Here is a 16,682-nt window from a genome sequence, read left to right as displayed (position 1 = left end):
TTTTATGACCTACTGCCCCTGAGGAGACCACATGCCCCGTGGCGCGCTCTCCGCGATCGGCGCCGCCGCAGTGCTGTCCATCGCCCTGACCTCCTGTTCATCGTCTTCCGGGCCCGCGACCAGCACCGGCGCCACGGGCAAGTCCGGCGGCGCCCTGGTCGTCGGCGTGACCTCCGACCCCGACACGCTCTTCCCCTGGAAGGCCACCCAGTTCACAGCCGTGAACGTGTTGCAGAACATCTACGGCACCCTCACCGAGTTCGACAAGGACCTGAACGTCGTGCCGGGCCTGGCCGAGTCGTGGCAGGCCGCCGAGGACGGCAAGAAGCTGACCCTCACCCTGCGCAAGGGCGTGACCTTCGCCGACGGCAGCGCCTTCGACTCCAAGGACGTCAAGGCGTCCCTGGAGAAGATCATGGACGAGAAGACCGCGGCCGTGGCGCGGGCGTCGCTGGCGTCGGTGAAGTCGGTCGAGGCCCCCGACGAGAGCACGGTGGTGCTGGAGCTGACCGGCCCCGACGCCGCGCTCCCGGCGAACCTGGCCACCGTCAACATGGCGATGCTCTCCTCCGACGACACCGAGGAGAAGCTCAACGCCACCCCCAACGGCACCGGCCCGTTCACGCTGGGCAAGCGCGTCCCGAGCCAGTCGCTGACGCTGGCCAGGAACGACAAGTACTGGGGCGCCGAGAAGCCGAAGGTGGGCAGCGTCGAGTTCCGGGTGATCCCGGACGAGTCGTCCATCGTCTCGGCCATGCAGTCGGGCAACGTGCAGCTGGCGGTCTTCAACGACCCGCTGGTCGCGCAGACCGCGCAGGGCGGCGGCACGATCACCGTCACCAAGACGCCGCAGCTCAGCTACCACGCCCTCCAGCTCAACGCCCAGCGCGGCGACCTCAAGGACGTCAACGTGCGCCTGGCGATCCAGTGCGCGATCGACCGCAAGCAGGTGCTCGACACCGCCGCGCTCGGCGAGGGCGAGGTGACCGGGCCGATCACCGCCCCGGCCTTCAAGTCCGACCCGGCCAAGCGTCCCTGCCCGAGCCGCGACCTGGCCAAGGCCGCCGAGTACCTCGGCAAGGCGGGCAAGTCCGGCGGCGTGACGGTCAAGGCCATCGTCTCCCAGGGCGAGTACGCCACCTCCGTGAACGAGGCCCAGAACCTCAAGGCGCAGCTCGCCGAGGCCAAGATCACTCTGGACCTGGAGGTGCTGGAGTCCGGCGCGTTCGTGGACCGCTGGGTGGCGGCCGACTTCGACGCCGCCGTCGCGCTCAACGGCGGGCGCCCGGACCCCGACGGCTCCTACGGCCGCTACTTCACCAGCAAGGGCAACCTGAACAAGGTCGCCGGGTACAGCTCGCCGGAGCTGGACAAGCTGTTCGCCGAGGGCAAGGCCACGACCGACCCGGCCGCCCGCAAGGCGATCTACGAGAAGGTCTCGGCCGAGCTGGAGGCCAACGCGCCCTGGATCTGGCTGTTCACCAGCTACACCTACACCGGCACCACCTCCAACGTGTCCGGGTTCGTACCGATGGTCAGCGGGTCGCTGCAGTACCTGCGCACGACGTCCGTCGCCTGATGCGCCGGATCCTCGCCAGCCGGGCCATCCGGCGCGTGGCCTCGACGATCGGCACCCTGTTCGGGGTGGCCGTGTTCGTCTTCGTCATGCTCCGGGCGATCCCCGGCGACCAGATCACCGCGGGGCTCGGCACGGAGGCGGCTGCCCTCACCCCGGCGCAGCGCGCGGCCCTGGAGCAGTACTACGGGCTGGACCAGTCGCCGGTCACGCAGTTCTTCTCCTGGCTGGGCAACATGCTCACCGGCAACTTCGGCTACTCGGCCCGCTCGCAGCAGGGCGTGCTGGAGATGACGCTGCACTCGCTGCCGGTGACGTTCGAGCTCGCGGTGTTCTCGATCGTGCTGGCGCTGCTGCTGGGCGTGCCGCTCGGCATGTTGTCGGCGTCCAGGACGAACTCGCCGCGGGACGCCTTCGGCCAGGTCGTGAGCCTGGCCGGGTTGTCGGTCCCGGCGTTCCTGCTGGCCACCACGCTGCTGTCGATCTTCGCGGCGTCGTTCGGCTTCAACCCCAACGGCCAGGGCTTCGCCACACTCGCCGAGGACCCGCTGCTCAACCTGCAGCAGATGTTCCTGCCCGCGCTCGTGCTCGGCTTCGGCATCGCCGCGCCGATCCTGCGCACCACCCGTACGGCGGTGCTGGAGGTGCGCTCGGAGGACTTCGTGCGCACCGCCCGCGCCAAGGGCGTGCCGCCGCGCCGCCTGCAGGTCCGGCACGTGCTGGGCAACGCGCTGGTGCCGATCGTGACGATGACCGGGCTGCAGTTCGGCTACCTGCTCGGCGGCGCGGTCGTGGTCGAGCAGATCTTCTCGGTGCCCGGCGTGGGCCGGCAGGTGCTGCTCGGCATCCAGCAGAAGGAGTACGCGGTCGTGCAGAGCACGGTCCTGGTCATCGCGCTGGCGTTCGTGCTGGTCAACCTGCTGACCGACGGGCTGTACCGGATCATCGACCCGCGGGTGAGGGCGTCGTGACCACGCTGCGCAGGAGCCCCGCCATGCTGGCGGGCACGATCGTGCTGCTGGTGCTGGCCCTGGTGGCGGCGCTGTCGTACGCCGGGCTGCTCCCCTACGACCCGATCGCCCAGAACCCGCCCGAGCGGTTCCTGTCGCCGTCCGGGACGCACCTGTTCGGCACCGACCAGTTCGGCCGGGACGTCTTCTCCCGGGTGGCGGCCGGGGTCGGCAACTCGGCGCTCATCGCGGTGGTCGCGGTGGCCTTCGCCACCGTGGTCGGCACGCTGGGCGGCCTGGTGTCCGGTTTCTACCGCGGCTTCGCCGACGGCGCCATCGGCGGTGTGACGAACGTGCTGTTCGCGTTCCCGCCGCTGCTGCTCGCCCTCTCGCTGGCCTCGGTGCTGGACCGCAACTGGTTCACGGTCGCCGTCGCCATCGCGATCGTGTACGTCCCCATCTTCATCCGTGTCACGCGCGGCCCGGTGCTCTCCCTCCGGGAGATCGAGTACGTCAAGGCCGCGGTCTCCACCGGCCAGAGCCGCTGGCAGATCATGCTCAGGCACGTGCTGCCCAACATCACCTCGATCATCGTCATCCAGGTGGCGCTGTCGTTGTCGTGGGCGGTGCTGACCGAGGCGTCGCTGAGCTTCCTCGGCCTGGGCACGCCGCCGCCCGCCCCCTCGCTGGGCTCGATGATCTTCGAGGCGCGCAGCCTGGTGTTCGTCGCCCCCTGGACGCTGATCGCGCCGGGCGCGGTCGTCGTGCTGCTGGTGGTGGGCCTGAACCTGCTCGGCGACGGCCTGCGTGACACTCTCGACCCCAGAACCCGAGGCAAGCGGTGAACCTCTCAGAACTGACCACGGAATCGGCCGACCCGCGCTTCGCGGGCATCGACACCATGAGCGTGGCCGAGCTCGCCGCGACCATGAACGCGGCCGACGCCACCGTCCCCGCCGCGGTCGCCGCGGCGCTGCCGCAGATCACCCCGGCCATCGAGGCCGCCGCCGAGCTGGTACGGGCCGGCGGCCGGCTGGTCTACGTGGGCGCGGGCACGCCGGGCCGGCTCGGCGTCCTGGACGCCTCCGAGTGCCCGCCCACCTTCAGCACCCCGCCCGAGCAGGTCTTCGCCGTCATCGCCGGCGGCGAGCGGGCGATCGTGCACCCGTGCGAGGGCGCCGAGGACGACGCGGGGGCCGGCGCGGCGGCGATCGACGCGGCCGGCGTCGGGCCGCTGGACACGGTGGTGGGCATCGCCTCCAGCGGGCGCACGCCGTACGTGCTGGGCGCGGTGCGGCGGGCCCGCGAGCGCGGCGCGCTGACCGTCGGGCTGTCCTGCAACCCGGGCACCCCGCTCAGCGCGGCGGCCGAGCACGCGATCGAGGTGCTGGTCGGGCCCGAGGTGGTCAGCGGCTCGACCCGGCTCAAGGCGGGCACGGCGCAGAAGCTCGTGCTCAACATGTTCTCGACCATCGTCATGGTCCGGCTCGGCAAGACATACGGGAGCCTGATGGTCGATGTCAAGGCCAGCAACGGCAAGCTACGGGAACGGGCGATCAGGATCGTGCGCACGATCGCCGGCGTGGACCGCGAGGAGGCGGAACGAGTGCTCGACCAGCACGGTTTCAACGTCAAGCAGGCGGTGCTCGGCGCCCGGCTCGGGCTCGGGCCGCAGGAGGCGGCGGCGCTGCTGGACCGCAGCGAGGGACGGCTGCGCGTGGCGCTGGGAGAGCCGGCGTGAAGATCCTCGGCATGATCTCCGGCACCTCGCACGACGGCATCGACGTGGCCCTGGTCGACTTCGCCCTCGACGGCGACGTGCTGACCGGCCGCGTGCTGCACACCGCGAGCACCCCCTACCCCGGCGAGCTGCGCGCCCGGCTGGTGGCCGCGCTGCCGCCCGCGCCGGTCACGCTGGCCGAGGTGTGCGTGCTCGACACGCTCATCGGCCAGTGCTTCGCCGAGGCCGCCGCGGCCGCGGCCGAGCAGGCCGGTCCGGCCGACCTGATCGTCTCCCACGGCCAGACGGTCTTCCACTGGGTGGAGGGCGCACACGCGCGCGGCACCCTGCAGATCGGCCAGCCCGCCTGGATCGCCGAGCGCACCGGCGCGCCCGTGTTGTCGGACGTGCGCATCCGCGACATCACCGCGGGCGGGCACGGCGCCCCGCTGGTCTCCGTGCTGGACGACCTGCTGCTCGGCGGCCTGCTGACGGACGGGCGCACGGGCGGCACGGGCGACACGGCAGGCACGGGTGGCACGGGCGGCGCGGCAGGCAGGGGTGGCGCGGGTGGCGCGGCGGCGCTCAACCTGGGCGGCATCGCCAACATGACCGTCGTGCGCGACGGCGTCCTGAGCGCCTACGACATCGGCCCGGCCAACGCCCTCGTCGACGCCGTGGTGGCCGGGCGCGGCCTGAACCCGCGCGGCTACGACGAGGACGGCCGCCTCGCCGCCTCAGGCCGGGTGGACGAACGCCTGCTCGACGTGCTGCTCGACGAGCCGTACTACCGGCTGGCCGCGCCGAAGAGCACGGGCAAGGAGCTGTTCCACCTGGCCTACGTCGAGGCGGCGATCGCCAGGGCGGGCCGCGAGCCGTCCGGGCCTGACCTGGTGGCGACGCTGACCGAGCTGACGGTCCGCACGGTGGCGGCCGACGTCGCCGCGGCCGGCGTGGACGTGCTCGTCGTCTCCGGCGGCGGCTGCCGCAACCCGGTCATCATGGACGGCCTGCGCGCCGCCCTGCCCGGCGTGCGGGTGTCGCTGTCGGACGAGCTCGGCGCCCCGGCCGACGACAAGGAGGCCATCGCCTTCGCCCTCATCGGCTGGCTGACCGCCCACGGCCTGCCGGGCACCGTCCCCGGCGGCACGGGCGCGAAGGCCGCCCGGGTGCTCGGCACGCTGACGCCGGGCGCGGGCCCGCTCGTCCTGCCCGCCCCGCTGCCCACGCCGCCGCGCTCGCTGGTGCTGCGCCGATGACCCCGGCCCCCGCCGCGCCGTCCGGACCTTCGAGCCGGCCGGAGGGACCGGCGAGCGTCGAACCAGGCCCGCCCGCGGGCCTGGTCCGGGCGGCCCGGACGCCGTGGTTCGACCTGACCGAGTGCACCGGCCACCGCACCGTGCGCCGGACGGACGGCGGCGCGCTGGCCGGCGAGGCCCCCATGACCCTCGGCACGTACCACGACCTGGCCTCGGTCACCAAGGTCGTCGCCACCACCACGGCCCTCCTCCGCCTGGTCTCCGACCGCCTGGTGGACCTGGACGAGCGGGCGGCCGCGTACCTGCCGGAGGGCTGCCCCGACCAGGTGACCGTGCGGGACCTGCTGCTGCACCGGGCCGGGCTGTGGGAGTGGTGGCCGCTGTACCTCGACCCGCGGATGCCCGCACCGCGCTACGCGCCCGGCCGCGAACGGCACTACTCCGACCTGGGCTTCATCCTGCTCGGCCGGGTGGTCGAGACCGTCACCGGCACGTCGCTGGAGCGGGCGGTGGCCGAGCTGGTCACCGGCCCGCTCGGGCTGGCCGGCACCACGTACGCCCGGCCGGCGGGCCCCGAGGTGGCCATGAGCGCCCTGGACGACCGGGTCGAGATGCGCATGCTCGACACCTCCGAGCCGTACCCGGTGCCCTTCCGCAGCACGGACTTCGCCGGCTGGCGGCGCGAGCCCGTGCTGGGCCGGGTCGCCGACGGCAACGCCTGCCACGCCTTCGGCGGCGTGGCGGGCCACGCCGGGCTGTTCTCCACCGTCCCGGACCTGCTGCGGTACGCCGCCGCGCTGTCCCGCTACGAGGAGCACGACCGGCTGTGGCGGCCCGAGGTCGCCCGCGAGTTCTTCACCCCCGGCCCCGACCCCGGCCAGGCGCTCGGCTTCCGCACCTACCGGCTCGACCTGCGGGGGGAGACCGTCACCGTGCTCGGCCACCCCGGCTACGTCGGCTGCGCCGTCGGGTTCGTCCCCGGCCGGGACGTCGCGATCGCGCTGGCGAGCAACCGCCTGCTGACGACGGCCGCGCCGACGCCCACCGACGCCCTCTGGACCGGCCTGCTGCAGGCCATCACCCACCGATCGAGGACCGCATGACCCCGCTCCTGGAGATCCGCGACCTCTCCGTCGCCTTCCGCACCCGCAAGCAGGACGTCACCGTCGTCAGGAACGTCTCGATGGAGATCCTGCCGGGACAGACCGTGGCCGTGGTCGGCGAGTCGGGTTCGGGCAAGTCCACCACGGCCGCCGCGGTCAACCGGCTGCTGCCCGCGGGCGGCCGCATCACGACCGGCCAGGTGCTGTTCGACGGCCGCGACCTGGCCGGGGTGAGCGAGCGCGAGATGACCGCCGTCCGGGGGGCGGGCATCGGCCTGGTGCCCCAGGACCCGATGTCCAACCTCAACCCGCTGATGCGCATCGGCGACCAGATCGCCGAGGCCCTGGAGGTGCACGGCCTGGCCGCGGGCCGGGCGGCGCGCGGGCGCGTGACCGAGCTGCTGGAGATGGTCGGCATCCCCGAGCCGGAGCGGCGGGCCGGGCAGTACCCGCACGAGTTCTCCGGCGGCATGCGGCAGCGGGCGCTCATCGCCATGGGCCTGGCGTGCCGGCCCAAGCTGCTCATCGCCGACGAGCCGACCTCGGCCCTGGACGTGACCGTGCAGCGGCGCATCCTGGACCAGCTCGGGCAGCTGACCGCCGAGATGGGCACGGCCGTCTTCCTCATCACGCACGACCTGGCGCTGGCCGCCGAGCGGGCCGACGTGGTGGCCGTCATGTACCGGGGCGAGATCGTGGAGACCGGCCCGGCGGCCGAGCTGCTGGCCGACCCGCGGCACGAGTACACCCGGCGGCTGCTGAAGGCCGTGCCGAGCCTGTCGTCGGTGCGGGTGGCCGAGCCCGGCCCGGAGGAGAGCGCCGAGGACCTGGTCGTGGTGGAGGACCTGCGCAAGGTGTTCCCGCTGCGGGGCGGCGGCGGGGAGTTCACGGCGGTGGACGGGGTCTCCTTCACGATCCCGCGCGGCCGTACCGTCTCGGTCGTGGGCGAGTCCGGCTCGGGCAAGTCGACCACCGCCAACCTGCTGCTCGGCCTGGACGGCATCACCTCCGGCCGGATCCTGTTCGACGGCACCGACCTGACCTCGCTCGGCCGCCGGGAGCTGTTCGCCTTCCGCCGCCGGGTGCAGCCGGTCTTCCAGAACCCGTACGCCTCGCTCGACCCCCGCTACACGGTGGAGAAGTCGATCGCCGAGCCGCTGCGCGTGCATCGCGTGGGCACCCCGGCCGAGCGCGCGCGGACCGTCGCCGAGCTGCTGGAGAAGGTGTCGCTGCCGGCGTCGGTGGCCGGGCGGCTGCCGCACGAGCTGTCCGGCGGCCAGCGGCAGCGGGTGGCCATCGCGCGGGCGCTGGCGCTCTCCCCCGAGCTGGTCGTGCTCGACGAGGCCGTCTCCGCGCTGGACGTGCTGGTCCAGGCCCAGATCCTGGAGCTGCTCGCCGACCTGCAGCGCGACCTCGGGCTCAGTTACCTGTTCATCAGCCACGACCTGGCCGTCGTCCGGATGATCTCGCACCGTGTGCACGTGATGCAGGCGGGCCGGATCGTGGAGAGCGGCACGGCGGCCGAGATCTTCGGCTCGCCGCGCGCCGACTACACCCGCGAGCTGCTCGCCGCCATCCCTGGACGGGCCGCCTGATGGTAAGTTGGAAATCCGGACCTACCTGAGCGGAGGGGCCTTGTCCCGCCCGAGAGAGTGCTCGATCGCCAACGCGCTGGCCGTCGTGGGCGAGCGGTGGAGCCTGCTGGCGATGCGCGAGATCATGCTCGGGGTGCGCCGTTTCGACCAGATCGCCCGCAACACCGGCGCCAGCCGCGACATCCTCACCGCCCGGCTGCGCAAGCTGGCCGAGGTGGGCCTGCTGGAGCGGGTGCCGTACGAGCGGCACCCGCCGCGCCACGAGTACGTCCTCACCGAGGCGGGCCAGGCCCTGCACACGGTCCTGCTCGCCCTCATGGACTGGGGCGACCGGTACGTCACCGAGGGCGAGCCGCCCACCGTGTGGCGCCATTCGTGCGGCGAGCCCCTGGAGCCGCTCACGGTGTGCGCGCACTGCCGGGAGCCGGTGCGCCCGCAGGAGCTGACCGTGATCCGGGTGGACCAGCCGCAGTAGCGGGGATCGTTTTTCCAGGGGCCCGCCGGGGCCGTGGTAGGGCCTGCCCTACCACGCAAGGGCCCGCCGCCAGGATCGATCGCTGCCCCGCCGGGCCCGTAGCGTCGTGGCCATGACAACCCTCCGGCACCGCGTCGCCACCGACACCCGTTACACCCTGCTCGGCCTCCCCATGGCCGCCGCCTCCTTCACCCTCACCGTCGCCGGCGTCTCGGCCGGTCTCGGCTCGGCGGTCGTGTTCGCCGGGCTGCCCGTCCTGGCTGCCACCGCCGCCATGGCCCGCCACTTCGCCGACCTGGAGCGCGCCGCGCTCCCCGGAGTGCTCGGCCACCCGATCGCCCGCCCCCGCTACGCGCAGACCCCCGCGGGGGCGGGTTCCTTCCGCCGCATGATGAACCCGCTGGTCTCCGGCCAGGCGGCGCTGGACCTGCTGCACGCGATCATCACCTTCCCGGTCTCGCTGGCCGCCGCCGTCGTGAGCGCGGTGTGGTGGGCGGGCGCGGTGCTCGGCCTGACCTTCCCGATCTACGGCTGGGCGATCGCCGCGATCCCCGGCGTGGACGGCGGCCTGCCCGCCCTGCTCGGCCTCGGCACCGGGACCGTGCCGTTCGTGGTGTTCAACACGGCGGTGGGCCTGCTGTTCGCGCTCACGCTCGTCCCGGTGGTGCGGACGGCGGCCCTGGTGAAGGCGAGCGTGTCCCAGGCCCTGCTGACCCGCGCCCACGTCCCGTCCGTGGAGGGCGTGTCCCCGGTCTGGGTGACAGCCCGATAGGGACGGGCTACCCTCCCAAGTGCCGACGTTTCCGATCTTGTGAGGGCAGGGAAGCCGTGCCGTCGTGGGCAGAGCTGCCGATCGGCCAGGTGGTACGGCTCGACGCCGACCCCGACGCCCTGGCACTGGCCCTCGATCCCCTGCCGGACGACGCCCCGGCCGTCGTCACCTACTTCGCCGCCGAGGAACGTTCCGTCGCCGGCCTGGCCGCCTCCGTCCTGCGTGAGCTGGACAAGGCGGCCATCGCGCTGTTCCCGGCCTGGTTACCGGGCGCCGAGGGCATGCGGGAGCCGTCCGGGGTGAACGTGGCCGCGGTCCAGGCGCTGGCCCTGCGCAGGGCCTCGGTGACCGGCCACTTCGGGCCGTTCCTCGCCGAGCTGGCCCGGCGGGCGCTGAGCGGCGGGCCCAGCGGGCTGGCGCCGGAGGTCCGGGCGGCGGGGCTGGTCAGGGTGCTGGCCGACAGCTTCGGCCGGGCCCGGCTGGCGGTCCTGGTGCGGGTGCCGGACGGGCTGGGCGCGGCGGCGCTGGAAGTGCTGGTCGCCGGGTGCGAGTGGCTGGCGCACCGGGGCCGGGCCGGCGTCTGGCTGGCGGGCGCGCCCCTGCACGACGACCGCGTACGGACGATCGCCACCCCGCTCCCCGCGCACCCGCTCCTCACGGGCCCGCTCACCCTGAACCCGCTCCCCGCGCACCCGCCCCCCACGGGCCCGCTCACCCTGAACCCGCTCCCCGCGGGCCCGCTTCCCGCAGCCGTACCTGACGCTCGCGAAGCCGTCCTGCTTCCCGCGACCGCCGATCGGGCGCCCGCCGTCGCGTATCCGCCGGTGGCGGGCAGGCCGCATCCGGGCAGCGCGAGCGAGCGGGCGCTGGAGGCCGCCCTGTCTGCGCGGGCGTGGGCCGAGGGCCGGGCCTGGAACCAGACGTACCGGCCGGGGCCGCTGGACGTCCCGATCCGGGTGGACCTGGTCTGGGAGCGGGAGCGCTGCGTCGTGGAGATCGACGGCCCCGATCACCGGGCTCCGGCCAAGTTCGCCGCGGACCGGCGGCGGGACGTTCTCCTCCAACTCGACGGTTACGCCGTGCTGCGCTTTCCCGATGCTCAGGTGATGACTGACATGGACACCGTCGTCCGTCAGATCGGCCAGTTTCTGCGGAACCGCCGCAGAGCGGAAGGATGAGATATGCCGGACAAAGGGCTGACCCTGCCCGAGTTCACTGCCCTGCTGGTGCTGGCCGTCGAAGCCCGCGAGGTCTCCAACAGCGAGCTCAAGGAGCACTACAGGCTGACCATCGACGGTCAGCGGCGGCTGAAGCTCAACGACCTGAAGCTGGTCGAGAGCCACCGGCCCAGGGGCGGACGCGCCTTCGTGCACGTGCTCACCGACTCCGGGTGGGCCAGGCTGGCCGAGGACCTGCGGGCCGGGGCGATCCCGCCGCAGACCGGCTCGTCGGGGGCCATCGCGCGGGCCCTGCTCGAATGGCTGCCCCGGTTCATGCGGCGCACCGACCAGCGGCTGTCGGAGATCTTCCAGCCGGAGCCGGACGTGCCCCCCGCCGGTCTGGAGTCGCAGATCCGGGCCGCGTACGCCGAGCTGGCCGCCGCGCCCGGTTCGTGGGTGAGCCTGGCCCCGCTCCGGCGGCTGCTCCCCGCCGCCCCGAAGCAGGAGGTGGACGAGGCGCTCGTCGTGATGGAACGCCTCCCGGACGTGAACCTGGTCCCGGAGTCGAACCAGAAGACGCTCACGCCCGAGGACCGCGAAGCGGCGGTGATCATAGGCGGGCAGGACAAGCATCTGCTGTGGATCGGCGAGCTGTGAGCGGCGGCGGCATCGCGGACCTGGCCGCGCTGACGTTCAACTACACCGAGGGCGCCGACGACGTGTGGCGCCGCTCCCCCTTCCACGTCGATGGCCTGCACGGCGCGTCGACGAAGATCCTCCTCGACGGGCTGGCCGAGGCCGCCCACCGCCCCGAGAGCAGCCCCATCGGCGTGGTCGTGCAGGGCCAGCGCGGCACCGGAAAGACCCACCTGCTCGGCTGGCTGCGCGAGCGCGCCCAGCGCGAGGACGGCTACTTCGTCCTGGTCGGCCTGCTGGACGCCAAGGGGTTCTGGGAGAGCATCGTGGTCTCCCTGCTGGACAGCCTCTCCCGGCCCCGCCACGACGGGCAGACGCAGCTCACCGTGCTCCTGGACCGGCTGGCCATCATGGCGGGGCTGTCCCGCATGGCCCGCCGCTCGATCACCGGCAAGCGCGGCCTCACCAGGGACGAGCTGGACGCCTTCGTCACCGCGTTCCGCCGCGTCGGGGGCCAGGTCGGCCGCGACAGCCAGGACGCCGCGCGCGCCCTGGTCCTGCTGGCCGGCGAGGATCCGGGGCTGCAGGACCTCGGGGAGTCGTACCTGTCGTCGGCGCCCGAGGGCGAGCCGGGCGAGCGGGCCCGCTGGGGCATCCGGCAGCTCGGCCGCACGCCGCAGGAGATCGTCAGGGATCTCTCGCGGCTGATGGCGCTCACCGGCCCGACGATCGTCGCGGTGGACCAGATCGACCCGCTCGTCGCCCAGTCACGGGTCACCACCTCCGGCAGCGCCGAGCACGACCCGGCCGAGCAGCTCATGATCGAGCGCATCGCGGGCGGCCTGATGGCGCTGCGCGAGGTCACCCGCCGGACGTTGACGGTCGTGACCTGCATCCCCGCCACGTGGGCGCTCATCGAGCGGGTCGCGGTCGACACCGTGCGCGACCGCTTCCGCCAGGCGGTGCCGCTCAAGACCATCCCCGACGCGGCCACCGCCCGCACCATGGTCGCCACGCGCTTCGAGGTGCAGTACGGCGAGGCGGGCGTCAAGCCGCCGTACCCGACGTGGCCGGTCCGGCCGGAGGCGTTCGAGCAGGCGCCCGGGATCACTCCGCGGGATCTGCTCATCCGGATCGACCGGCACGTCCGCGCCTGCCTGCTGGACGGCGAGGTCAGGGAGCTGACCGGGTTCGCGGCGGAGGCGGCGGCACATGCGCAGCCGACCGCGCGCCCTGCCGAGCACGCCCACCCCGCCGACCCCGGCGATCTCGCCGCGCTCGACGGCCGCTTCGCCGAGCTGCTGGCCGCCGCGCAGGCTCCGGTGATCGACCAGGCCAGTGAGGACACCGCGATGCCCGCGCTGCTGGCCGCCGGGCTGCACGCGTGGATCGCCGAGCAGGGTGCGGCCGGCCGGGCCTTCGGCATGGACCCGCCGCCGAGCGCCAAGCCCCCGCTGCACGCCCGGCTGCGCCGCACGCTCGACGAGAGCAGGGAGGACGAGGTCCACTGGGCCTTCCGCGCGATCAGCGCGACGCACGGCAACGCGGCGCTGAACCGCCTCCGCAAGGCGTGCGTGGCGGCCGGGCTGGACGCGGAGGTGCCCAAGCGGCGGTTGTTCCTGCTGCGCGACACCCCCTGGTCACCGGGGCCGGCGACGCGGGAGGCGATCGCGGCGTTCGAGCGGGCGGGCGGCAGGACGCTGCGGATGAGCCGCCAGGACCTGCTGGTCCTCGCCGCGCTGCGGGCCCTGATCGCGGAGAACCCGCCGGAGCTGGCCGCCTGGCTCGCCGCGCGGCGGCCGACGTCCGGGATCGGCTTCCTCACCGAGGCACTGGCCGACGCGTGGAGCGTTCCGGCCGTACCGGCCCCCGAGGCCCCTGTGGCGGCGAGGAGCCGGGGCGGCGGCGACGAGGAGCACTCCCTGACGATCGGGCGGCGCGTCTCGGACGGCGAGCCGGTGCGGATCGCGCTGGAGGCGCTGCGCAAGCACACCGCGATCTTCGCCGGTTCCGGCTCGGGCAAGACCGTGCTGATCAGGCGGCTGGTCGAGGAGTGCGCCCTGCGCGGCGTCTCATCGATCGTGCTGGACCCGAACAACGACCTGGCCCGGCTGGGCGAGCCGTGGCCCGACCCGCCGCGCACGTGGGCCGAGGGCGACGCCCGCCGCGCCGCGGAGTACCTGGCGGCCACCGACGTGACCGTCTGGACGCCGGGACGGACCGGCGGACGGCCGCTGAGCTTCCAGCCGCTGCCCGACCTGGCGAGCCTGGCCGGCGACCCCGACGAGTTCGCCGAGGCGGTCGAGGCCGCGGTCGCGTTCATCGTGCCGCGGGTCAGGCTGGACGCCAACACCGACAAGGCGCTGCGCGGGCAGGCCGTGCTCAGGCGGGCGCTGGCCGCCTACGGAGGCGGCGGCGCGACCAGCCTGAGAGGGTTCGCGGCGTACCTGGCCGACCTGCCCGACGGGGTGAGCGAGCTGGCCAGCGCCCGGCGCATCGCGGCCGACCTGTCCCAGTCGCTGACCGCGGCCATGGACAACGACCCGCTGTTCGGCGGGGCCGGGGAGCCGGTCGATCCCGGGTTGCTGGTGACGCCGCCGCCGGGCAGGCGGGCCCGCGTCTCGGTGCTCAGCCTGGCCGGGCTGCCGGGCCTGGAGCAGCGGCAGAGCTTCGTCAGCCGGCTGCAGATGGAGCTGTTCGTCTGGTTCAAGCGGCACCCCGCCCAGGACCGTCCGCTGGGCGCGCTGTTCGTCATGGACGAGGCGCAGACGTTCGCCCCCGCGGCGGGAGGCGCGTCGGTCTCCACCCGCAGCACGGTGCTGCTCGCCTCCCAGGCCCGCAAGTACGGCCTGGGCCTGGTCTTCGCCACGCAGGCGCCCAAGGGGCTGCACAACCAGATCCCGGGCAACTGCGCCACGCAGTTCTTCGGCCTGCTGAACGCGCCGATCCAGATCAGCGCGGCCAGGGAGATGGCCCAGTCCAAGGGCGGCGGCGACGTGCCGGACATCTCCCGGCTGGGCGCGGGCGAGTTCTACGTGGCCGGCGAGGGCGGCGGGTTCGCCAAGGCACGCGTGCCCATGTGCCTGACGCACCACCCGAAGGCGCCGCTCACCACGGAGGAGGTCGTCGCCAGGAGCCGCGGGGGCGCCTGATCGCCACGGTCCCGGCCGTGGAGGGGGCGGCCGGGACCGCGCCGGCCTGCGCCGGTCGTCCCAGGAGGCCGGGGCTGTGCGGCCTGCGCCGGTCTTCAGGGGGACGGGCGGCGGGCCGAGGCGAGCAGGCGGCGGGCGAGTACGGCGAGGTAGAGCGCCCAGCCGGCGCCGACGACGGCCAGGGCGGCGACCGGCTGCCAGCCCGGCAGCTCCTCGACGGCCCGCCGGCACACGGCGACCGTCACCGGGATCGTGTAGAGCGCGAAGAAGGCCAGCCCGAGCACCCGTCCTGCCACGAGGAACCAGGCGTACACCCGCACGCCGCGCGGCGCCGTACGGGTGCGCCGCGCCCGCAGGTACGCCTGCGCGTCGGCCATGAGGTTCTTGTTGCCGCCGGCGTTGGCGATGGCGTAGTAGACGTCGGTGCGCATGAAGAACAGGAACTGCCAGGCGATCTGCGACAGGCAGATGACGACGACCAGCCGCACCACGGGCAGGTCGGCGGCGTACAGCACGCAGGTCCCGGCGCAGGCGAGGAACCAGTCCACCCGCATGCCCGCCAGGTGGGCGCGGTAGCGGGCGCGCCTGGGCACGCCCCAGATGCCGGTGATCCTGGTCTGCACGACGAGGAACTGCAGGCGGGTGCCGAGCGACAGCTCGGCCCGCACGCCGAGCGACCGGGCCGCGGCGATGTGGCCGAGCTCGTGCACCAGCACCAGCAGCCAGGAGCCCACGGCGAAGGCGACGGTGAAGGTGAGGCTGTCCGACCAGACCAGCGAGGAGAACGAGGGCAGCACGCCGGGCCTGGCGACCGCCGCGGCCAGGGCGCACACGGTCAGCGCGGCCAGCACGGCGTGCGCCGGGCGGGAGAACAGCCAGGCCACGTGGCCGGGCCTGATCCGGTCCCACACGTTGGGCGGACGCCGCGGCGGCCCGAGCAGCCCGGCCGCGCCGAGCCCGGTCACGAACTCGGCGACGTCCACGTCCAGGCCGCGTTCGGCCAGGACCAGGGCGCGGGCCTCGGCGGCCGTCCTGGTGCCGTCGAGCGCCTCCACCACGGCCGCCGCCACGCCGGGCACGTTGACGAACGTCTCGCCGTTGCCGATGACGTAGTCGTCGGGGCCGTCGGCCACCACGCTGAGGAACGACAGGTCCGTCAGCGGCTCGGCCTTCACCCGCACACCTCGCAGCCGTCGCGGCGGTCGAAGTCGTAGGCCGTGGTGGTCAGCGTGAGCAGGTCGAGCCAGAGGCTGCGGCCCTCGACGGCGGGAGCTCCGGTGCCGGTCAGGAAGCGGATCACCTCGGACGCGAGCATGCCCGACACGATCCCGCACAGCGGCCCGAACGACGGGATGGCCCGTCCGGGATTGTCGTTGGCGGGCAGGACGGTGGAGCCGTACCGCGCGGCCAGGGCGGCCTCCTGGCAGGCCAGGCAGCCGGTCTTGCCGGGCACGACCAGCGGCCCGAGCAGGCCGACGTGCTGGTTGAAGCCGCCGGTGACGAACGGCGTGCCGGCCCGCACGCAGGCCTCGTTGACCCAGCGGCGGATGTGCGGCTGCGGGGTGTCGACGGTGTTGACCACGAGGTCGGCGTCGGTGACGACGTCGGAGGGGCCGGTGATGCGCCGCTCGACGCGGGTGACGCGGACGTCCGGGCAGTGCTCGCGCAGCCTGCGGGCGGCCGCGGCCGTCTTGGGCTCGCCGAGGTCGCGGACGGTGTAGAGGTGCTGGCGGTGCAGGTTGCCGATCTCGACGCGGTCGTCGTCGAGCAGGGTCAGGCGGCCGACGCCGGAGGTGGCGAGGTGCAGGGCGACCTGGCCGCCGATCGCGCCGGCGCCGAGCACCGCCACGTGCCGGGCGGCGAGGTCGCCGAGCGCGGCCACGGCCCGGTCGGCCGGCTGGAACATGGCCATGAACAGCGCGAACCTGGACAGCCGGGCGTCGGCGGCGAGCGTGCCGAGCTCGGCGTCGGTGACCAGGAAGCGGGCCGCGCGCAGCTGTTCGACGGCCGAGTCGATCTCGGCGGGGGTGAGGTCGTCGAGGAGGTCGTACAGGTCGGACTGCTCGACGGGGGTCTCGGCGCACAGGCGCAGCAGGCGGCGCAGGGGCGGCGGCGCCGGGTCGAGGATCTGGCCGGTCGGGGGGAAGTCGCCGAGCCGGACGCGCCCGCGGGCGTCGTCGATGAACAGGGGGAAGACCGGATTCACCTGAATCCTGGGCATGAAGGCGGCTCCCGGGCGAGTGAGGGCCTCCCGCGGGGTCGGGCCGCGTCGCGGGAGGCCCGA

Annotated in this window: 14 protein-coding genes; 12 read left to right on the top strand and 2 right to left on the bottom strand. The window is 73.9% G+C overall.

The features are described from left to right. Positions 1 to 31 precede the first annotated feature (31 nt). The 12 genes from AB0J71_RS28395 to AB0J71_RS28340 all read left to right on the top strand — a co-directional run bounded on the left by AB0J71_RS28395 (position 32) and on the right by AB0J71_RS28340 (position 14,398). Complete coding sequence (locus tag AB0J71_RS28395; RefSeq protein ID WP_352324408.1) at positions 32 to 1,579, top strand: ABC transporter substrate-binding protein; 1,548 nt, start codon at positions 32 to 34, stop codon at positions 1,577 to 1,579. Next, positions 1,579 to 2,547 carry an ABC transporter permease gene (locus AB0J71_RS28390; RefSeq protein ID WP_364416837.1) on the top strand — a complete coding sequence of 323 codons (969 nt, stop codon included), beginning with the start codon at positions 1,579 to 1,581 and terminating at the stop codon, positions 2,545 to 2,547. The genes AB0J71_RS28395 and AB0J71_RS28390 overlap by 1 nt, the downstream gene beginning before the upstream one ends. Next, complete coding sequence (locus AB0J71_RS28385; RefSeq protein WP_364416835.1) at positions 2,544 to 3,371, top strand: ABC transporter permease; 828 nt, start codon at positions 2,544 to 2,546, stop codon at positions 3,369 to 3,371. Before AB0J71_RS28390 ends, AB0J71_RS28385 begins: the two co-directional genes overlap by 4 nt. Continuing rightward, positions 3,368 to 4,267 carry an N-acetylmuramic acid 6-phosphate etherase gene (murQ, locus tag AB0J71_RS28380; RefSeq protein WP_352324405.1) on the top strand — a complete coding sequence of 300 codons (900 nt, stop codon included), beginning with the start codon at positions 3,368 to 3,370 and terminating at the stop codon, positions 4,265 to 4,267. Before AB0J71_RS28385 ends, murQ begins: the two co-directional genes overlap by 4 nt. Then, on the top strand, positions 4,264 to 5,505 hold the full coding sequence (locus tag AB0J71_RS28375) for an anhydro-N-acetylmuramic acid kinase (protein ID WP_364416833.1): 1,242 nt from the start codon (positions 4,264 to 4,266) through the stop codon (positions 5,503 to 5,505). Before murQ ends, AB0J71_RS28375 begins: the two co-directional genes overlap by 4 nt. Further along, a complete protein-coding gene (locus tag AB0J71_RS28370) occupies positions 5,502 to 6,608 on the top strand; it encodes a serine hydrolase domain-containing protein (RefSeq protein WP_364416831.1) in 1,107 nt (368 codons plus the stop codon). The genes AB0J71_RS28375 and AB0J71_RS28370 overlap by 4 nt, the downstream gene beginning before the upstream one ends. After that, positions 6,605 to 8,203, top strand: coding sequence for an ABC transporter ATP-binding protein (locus AB0J71_RS28365; RefSeq protein WP_352324400.1), 1,599 nt, complete (start codon positions 6,605 to 6,607; stop codon positions 8,201 to 8,203). Before AB0J71_RS28370 ends, AB0J71_RS28365 begins: the two co-directional genes overlap by 4 nt. A 40-nt stretch (positions 8,204 to 8,243) precedes the next feature. Beyond that, positions 8,244 to 8,678 carry a helix-turn-helix domain-containing protein gene (locus AB0J71_RS28360; RefSeq protein ID WP_364416829.1) on the top strand — a complete coding sequence of 145 codons (435 nt, stop codon included), beginning with the start codon at positions 8,244 to 8,246 and terminating at the stop codon, positions 8,676 to 8,678. 112 nt (positions 8,679 to 8,790) lie between these two features. After that, positions 8,791 to 9,450: a sensor domain-containing protein gene (locus AB0J71_RS28355; RefSeq protein ID WP_352324398.1), complete on the top strand. Its 660-nt coding sequence runs from the start codon at positions 8,791 to 8,793 to the stop codon at positions 9,448 to 9,450. A gap of 56 nt (positions 9,451 to 9,506) precedes the next feature. Further along, complete coding sequence (locus AB0J71_RS28350; RefSeq protein WP_364416827.1) at positions 9,507 to 10,628, top strand: DUF559 domain-containing protein; 1,122 nt, start codon at positions 9,507 to 9,509, stop codon at positions 10,626 to 10,628. A 3-nt stretch (positions 10,629 to 10,631) separates the two neighbouring features. Then, a complete protein-coding gene (locus tag AB0J71_RS28345; protein ID WP_364416825.1) occupies positions 10,632 to 11,267 on the top strand; it encodes a hypothetical protein in 636 nt (211 codons plus the stop codon). Beyond that, the gene (locus AB0J71_RS28340) at positions 11,249 to 14,398 is read left to right on the top strand and encodes a DUF87 domain-containing protein (RefSeq protein ID WP_364416823.1); all 3,150 of its coding nucleotides are present in this window, start codon (positions 11,249 to 11,251) and stop codon (positions 14,396 to 14,398) included. Before AB0J71_RS28345 ends, AB0J71_RS28340 begins: the two co-directional genes overlap by 19 nt. 95 nt (positions 14,399 to 14,493) lie before the next feature. On the opposite strand, the gene AB0J71_RS28335 is transcribed toward AB0J71_RS28340, so the two are convergent. Together AB0J71_RS28335 and AB0J71_RS28330 are read right to left on the bottom strand one after the other, a co-directional pair. After that, positions 14,494 to 15,573: a hypothetical protein gene (locus tag AB0J71_RS28335; protein ID WP_364416821.1), complete on the bottom strand. Its 1,080-nt coding sequence runs from the start codon at positions 15,571 to 15,573 to the stop codon at positions 14,494 to 14,496. Further along, entirely contained in the window at positions 15,570 to 16,619 is a 1,050-nt protein-coding gene (locus tag AB0J71_RS28330; protein WP_364416819.1) for a TOMM precursor leader peptide-binding protein, read from the bottom strand. Before AB0J71_RS28330 ends, AB0J71_RS28335 begins: the two co-directional genes overlap by 4 nt. Positions 16,620 to 16,682: the final 63 nt, after the last annotated feature.

Source organism: Nonomuraea sp. NPDC049637 (assembly GCF_040675235.1).
Taxonomy (GTDB): Bacteria; Actinomycetota; Actinomycetes; order Streptosporangiales; family Streptosporangiaceae; genus Nonomuraea.
Note: the sequence above shows the minus strand (reverse complement) of the source record. Positions and strands in the feature narration are given on the sequence as shown.